The sequence below is a fragment of the Pseudomonas sp. genome (assembly GCF_037994325.1).
Classification (GTDB): domain Bacteria; phylum Pseudomonadota; class Gammaproteobacteria; order Pseudomonadales; family Pseudomonadaceae; genus Aquipseudomonas.
On sequence record NZ_JBBNAH010000687.1, the window covers coordinates 1 to 5452 of the forward strand.

The 5452-nt window shown below is 60.6% G+C and carries 4 protein-coding genes; 3 read left to right on the plus strand and 1 reads right to left on the minus strand.

What is annotated here, in order from left to right:
• The 3 genes from AAAB16_RS22720 to dnaQ form a co-directional block, all read left to right on the plus strand.
• Window positions 1-749: pirin family protein (locus AAAB16_RS22720; RefSeq protein WP_340665382.1), on the plus strand; the 749-nt coding region annotated here is incomplete at its 5' end.
• 120 nt (window positions 750-869) lie between these two features.
• Window positions 870-1514: an NAD(P)-binding domain-containing protein gene (locus AAAB16_RS22725; protein WP_340665383.1), complete on the plus strand. Its 645-nt coding sequence runs from the start codon at window positions 870-872 to the stop codon at window positions 1512-1514.
• 227 nt (window positions 1515-1741) lie between these two features.
• Complete coding sequence (dnaQ, locus tag AAAB16_RS22730; RefSeq protein WP_340665385.1) at window positions 1742-2503, plus strand: DNA polymerase III subunit epsilon; 762 nt, start codon at window positions 1742-1744, stop codon at window positions 2501-2503.
• Between the two features lie 339 nt (window positions 2504-2842).
• On the opposite strand, the gene AAAB16_RS22735 is transcribed toward dnaQ, so the two are convergent.
• The gene (locus tag AAAB16_RS22735) at window positions 2843-5383 is read right to left on the minus strand and encodes a penicillin acylase family protein (protein WP_340665384.1); all 2541 of its coding nucleotides are present in this window, start codon (window positions 5381-5383) and stop codon (window positions 2843-2845) included.
• Window positions 5384-5452: the final 69 nt, after the last annotated feature.

Sequence of the window (5452 nt, forward strand, 5' to 3'; positions counted from 1 at the left end):
TTCTTGACCTGTTTGAAGGCGATCGCTCGTTTCTTGGCCAGATGGCCATGCATCCGCACTCAGGAATCGCCACGGTCACGGTGGTGACCGAAGGCAATATGCACTTCGATGACCCAGATGCTGGAACCGGCGAAATTGCCTACGGTGGCGTGGAGTGGATGCGCGCCGGAGGCGGCGTCTGGCATGGCAAAGAGATGAGCGCAGGCACTTCGCAACGCGTTCAGGGGTTCCAACTATGGGTTGCGTTGCCGCCGCACCTGGAAAACGCCGCAGTCGACAGCCAATATCTGGAAGCCGCAGCCATGCCGCAGGTGGGGCCTGCCCGGGTAATTCTCGGCAGCTACGCCGGCGTGCATAGCCCGGTTCGCGCTCCTGCGGACATCAACTACTTGCTGGTCACCGTTGCCAAAGGCAGCACCTGGGAATACACCCCGCCACCTGGGCACGACTCCTTGTGGTTGAGCGTGAGCCGTGGGCATTTGACCTCGCCAGACGTTATCGACGCCGGAGAAATGGTGGTATTTGAGCCGGGCAGTAAAGCCGTCCGGCTCACAGCGGGCGAGAGCGATGCCGTGTTTGTCATCGGCTCCGCCGCCCCGCATCCCTTTGAACTGCAACTGGGCCACTACTCGGTGCACACCAGTGCCGAAGCGTTGCGGGCGGGCGAGATCAAAATCGCCGAAATCGGTCGGCGTCTTCGTGAACAGAGAAAGACCGAGGCCACAGGCGCTACCCCGATCTTCAGGTAATTGCCCGGCGGTGCGCCTAGCGCAGCCAATAAACAACCGAAACCTTCTTAACTGCTGCCTGGCGCTTTTGCCCGGGCGGTGACGGATTTGTACACCCCTTTTTTCAATAGGAGTTACACCATGAGTATTGGCATTATTGGTTCCGGCGCCCTGGGCGCAAGCGTTGCACGTGTTCTGGCTAAAAACGGCATTTCGGCGACTATCGCCAACAGCCGAGGGCCGGCGTCATTAGCTGGGCTCGTTGAAGAGCTCGGTTCTAGTATCAAAGCGGGCACCGTGGCCGAGGCGGCGAGCGCCGATATCGTTTTGGCCGCTATTCGCTGGACCGACGCCGAAGCGGTGTTAAGCGCATTGCCCGCCTGGAACGGCCGCATCGTGATTGACGGCACCAACCCCGTGGCGTTTCTCGACCCCAACTCCGACGACGCCAACGACCCCAGCAACCCGCTTGCGGCCTACGGCATCAAGGCCATCGATCTTGCTGGCAAAGACTCCAGTGCCGTGCTCAGCAGCTACGTGGCAGGCGCCCGGGTGGTGAAGGCGTTCAATCACCTGGACGTAAACGTCTTGGCCGAGCCGCAAGTAGCAGGCGGTAAACGTGTGCTGTTTTATTCCGGTGATGATCTGGCTGCCAAAGCCGACGTGCGCGCGCTTATCGAAGCCATGGGTTTCTACCCCGTGGACCTGGGCTCGTTGGCCGTGGGCGGGCCGCTGGCTTCCTTGCCATTTGGAGCCTTGGCGGCGCAAAACTTTATCAAGGTTTAATGCGCCAATCTGAGCGCCAAACCAACTCGGCGGTTTGGCGTTTTCAGATAGCTGAACAAGGCATGATTCATCAACGACGGCTGTTCCATCGCTGGACCCTTAGCCTTTCTTCCCTGCGCGCTGTTTACCGCCTCTGGCGTTTCGACGAATTCTTCCCGCGTGTTACGATTTCCCGCGTGTTCACAGGCAGATACCAGATGACAGATTTCAAAAGTACAGCGCAGCGGATGGTCGTTCTCGATACCGAAACCACCGGTATGCCGGTCACCGATGGCCACCGGGTCATTGAGATCGGTTGCGTCGAACTGATTGGCCGTCGCCTCACCGGCCGGCATTTCCATGTGTACCTGCAGCCCGATCGCGAAAGTGATGAAGGCGCCATTGCAGTTCACGGCATCACCAATGAATTTCTCGCCGACAAGCCGCGCTTCAAGGAAGTGGCCGACGAGTTTTTCGAGTTCATCAAAGACGCCCAGTTGATCATCCATAACGCCGCGTTCGACATCGGCTTTATCAACAACGAATTTGCCCTGCTGGGCCAGGAAGACCGCGCCGACATCACCGAGCATTGCACCGTGCTCGACACCCTGATGATGGCCCGCGAGCGCCACCCGGGGCAGCGCAACAACCTCGACGCCCTGTGCAAACGTTATGGCGTCGACAACTCCGGCCGTGAACTGCACGGCGCCTTGCTCGACGCCGAGATTCTCGCCGACGTCTACCTGACCATGACCGGCGGGCAGACCAGCCTGTCCCTGGCTGGTAACGCCTCGGACGGTAACGGCGGTGATGGTGGCGCCAACCAAGCCAGCGAAATCCGCCGCCTGCCGGCAGACCGCCCGCGTACCCGCGTTGTGCGGGCTAACGAAGAAGACCTGGCCGCCCACGCCGTGCGCATGGGCCTGCTGGAAAAAGCCTCCGGCGCCTTGCCGTTGTGGGTGCAGATGGATGCGCCGGTGGTTGAGGCAGAAACGGCTGAAGCGCTTTAACAGCAGTAGGGTGTGCCGGTCCGTGCTTGGTGTGCGCACCCTGGTGTAAAACGCCGATATCGCCTGTTGCGCACAGCACAACCCTACGGGCCTTTTCCTCTAGCGTTGGGTCAAGTCGCAGGCAAAAAAATAGGCGCCTAACGTGGCGCCCGGAGAATCAAACGATGCATAAGGTCTGAACGGCTCCAGGGCGCAAAGTTCAACCTGATGTTCGTTTGCGCTTTTTTGCAGGCAAAAGAAAGGGCACCCGAGGGTGCCCTAAAAAGATCTATGGAGTAAGTCCACTGTTTCTGAGTCGTCGGCCCTGGCATTAGTTCAGCAGGGCTCGACGAACGGTGCTTATTTGCCTGGGGTCAGCAGCAGACGCTTGGTGCCGTAGACCTTGTCGAGGTTTTGCGGCTGGAACGGGAAGGTCATGTATTGGCCCTTCAACCAGGCGTCGATACCGTCGCCATAGTGCGGGCTGGCCGGGTTGCCGGATTGACCGGTGCTGTTCAAGCCCAGCATCGGTTCCGGCTGACCGAAGTCGACGACGATGCGCATGGCCGGCACCAGCCAGGTGTCGAAGTCTTTGCCCCAGTGATAGGCCGAGACGTTCAAGGTGGTGTGGTCGCCGCCTGCGGCGTAGGGGCCGCGGTCCAAGTAACCCTTGATCGCGTTAACGCTGGCGGCATCGCCCGTGCTGAGGTTTTTCGCCATTTGCGTGGAGTCGCTGGCAAAGGTGTAGCTGTGCAGCTTGCCCCATTGCCAGGTCGCGCGGTCGGCGCCCAGTTTGCTTTCGCAGAGGTTGACCGCTGCCAGCAGGCTGCGCGCCAGAATCGTCGGTTTATCTTCCTTCTGCGGGGTTTTTACGTCGTCCCAGAACGGGCTGTCGTCGCGCCCGAGCAGGTGGTCGGCGGGTGCCGAGTAGGACAGGTCGGCGCTATCAACCAACGCTTTCCACGCTGCACTGGTGTCCGGGCCGAGTTCATCGAGAAAGGTCTGGCGCATGCTTTCTTGCAGAAAGGCTTCGTACAACGCGGCGTCGGCCGAGGTGGCGCGCAGGTTGCCGTCAAAGGCCATCAAGCGGCTGTAGGCTTCGCGGGCCTTGGCGCGGTCGGCGGCGGGCAGGGCGTCGATGGCTTTTTTCAGCGGCTGGGCCATGCCCGGTGCTTCAAACATGCCTTGCAGCTTGCCTACAAACGGTGAGGTTTGGTCGTACTGCATGGCGATCATGCTTTTCGCGTCGTGCTTGCCGGCGCCGGCCAATTGGGCAATGCGCTCGCCGCGCTCGGGGTAGTACCAGGAATTCGACAACTGCATGCCATAGCCGCGCGGAATGGTGCGCTGGTTGGCGGTGCCCAACCAGCCTTGCGCCGGGTCTTGGTCGTAGGGGTACAGCATCGGGTCGGCGTAGCCATCCCAGTCGTACTGGCCATTCCAGCCGGGGGAGGGCAGCAGGCCAACACCGGCCTTGCGGTTCGGGTAGCGGCCGGTCACTTGCCAGGCAATATGCTGGGCGTCGGCGAATACCAGGTTCAGCGGAATGGCGCGGATATCGCGGGCGGCATCAAAGGCTTGCTCAACCGATTGCGCGCGGGACAGGTTAAAGAACGCATCCAGAGTCTTGTCGCCGTCCAACGACGCGCTTTGCAGGGCCAGGCCATAGCCGCTGCTGATTTGCAGCGGTTGCAGCATATGTTTGCGCTCGCCCAGCACACTGTTTAGCAGCGGGCCATGGCGGGTTTCATAGATGGCCTCGCGCACCGGGCGCTGGCCTTTGATAAAGAAGGTTTCCTGGCGCACCTTGGCACCGACCCATTTGCCGTCGGCTTCGTACAGCACCTGGCTGCCCTGGCGTTTGATCTTTTCCAGGAACAGGTCTTGGTTGTCGCCCATAACCATGGTCATGCCCCAGGCCAGCTTGCCGTTAAAGCCGGCGACCACCGCTGGTACGCCAGCGATAGAAACACCGGCGGCCTGGAATTTCGGCGAGCGGATTTGCACATAGTTCCAGGCCGAGGGCATGGAAATCGGCAGGTGGGTGTCGTTGGCCAGCAGACTTTTGCCGCTGCGGCTCTTTTGCGGGGCGATGGCCCAGTTATTCGAAGCGGCTACGCCGAGCATATCCAGCCCGGCGATTTGCTCAGTGACCTGGCCCAAGGCGCTCAGGCCCTGAATTTGCCCGCTGAGTACCAGGCCTTTGAGTTTGTCGGCTTCGTCAAAGGGCAGCGGTTCATCGGGGTAGGTCGGCGTTAGCCAGGCCAGTTTGTCGCTGCCGACTTTCTGCGCCAGCGCCAGTGCGGCGATCTCTTCTTGCAGGTTGACCGACAGGCCGAAGTTCAGCAGGCAGAAGATCAGCGCCGAGTCTTCCGGCTTCCAGTACGCGGGCTTGTAGCCCGACTCAGCCAGGTCCATCGGCAGCTTGTCTTGGTAGCGGTACAGGTAGGCGTTGACGCCACGGGCATACACCTCAAAGAACTTCTTTATCCGTGGCGAGGCGTTTTTGTACATCACCTCGGCGCTGGCTTTGAGATTGACCGCACGCATAAATCGGTCGATTTCCAGCGCGCCCGGGCCGACCATTTCCGACAACCGACCTTCGGCCATCAAGCGCATGCCGACCATCTGGCTCAGGCGGTCGCCAGCATGCACATATCCTAAGGCGAACAATGCATCGTGAAAGGTGGTGGTTTCAATTAGCGGCATGCCCATGGCATTGCGGCGGATCGACACGCTTTGCGCCAGGCCCTTGATCGGCTGAATGCCGGTGGTGGGTGGCACGCTGTCGGCGTAGTGGCTGTCCAGCCAGCTCTGACAACCGCTGATGCTCACAGCGCCGACAATGGCAGCCGCGGCTGCGAAGCGCGTGAAGAATCCCTGAAAGGCTGGCGACGCCATGGTGTAAAGCTCCTGCAACGTTACAAAAAACGAATAAAAAACGGCAGGCGCTACGTTAGTGAGGCGCCC

Bases quoted from the DNA above. Each gene is read 5' to 3' on its own strand.
- dnaQ (WP_340665385.1), top strand. From the start codon at position 1,742: ATGGTCGTTCTCGATACCGAAACCACCGGTATGCCGGTCACCGATGGC.
- AAAB16_RS22725 (WP_340665383.1), top strand. From the start codon at position 870: ATGAGTATTGGCATTATTGGTTCCGGCGCCCTGGGCGCAAGCGTTGCA.
- AAAB16_RS22735 (WP_340665384.1), bottom strand. From the start codon at position 5,383: ATGGCGTCGCCAGCCTTTCAGGGATTCTTCACGCGCTTCGCAGCCGCG.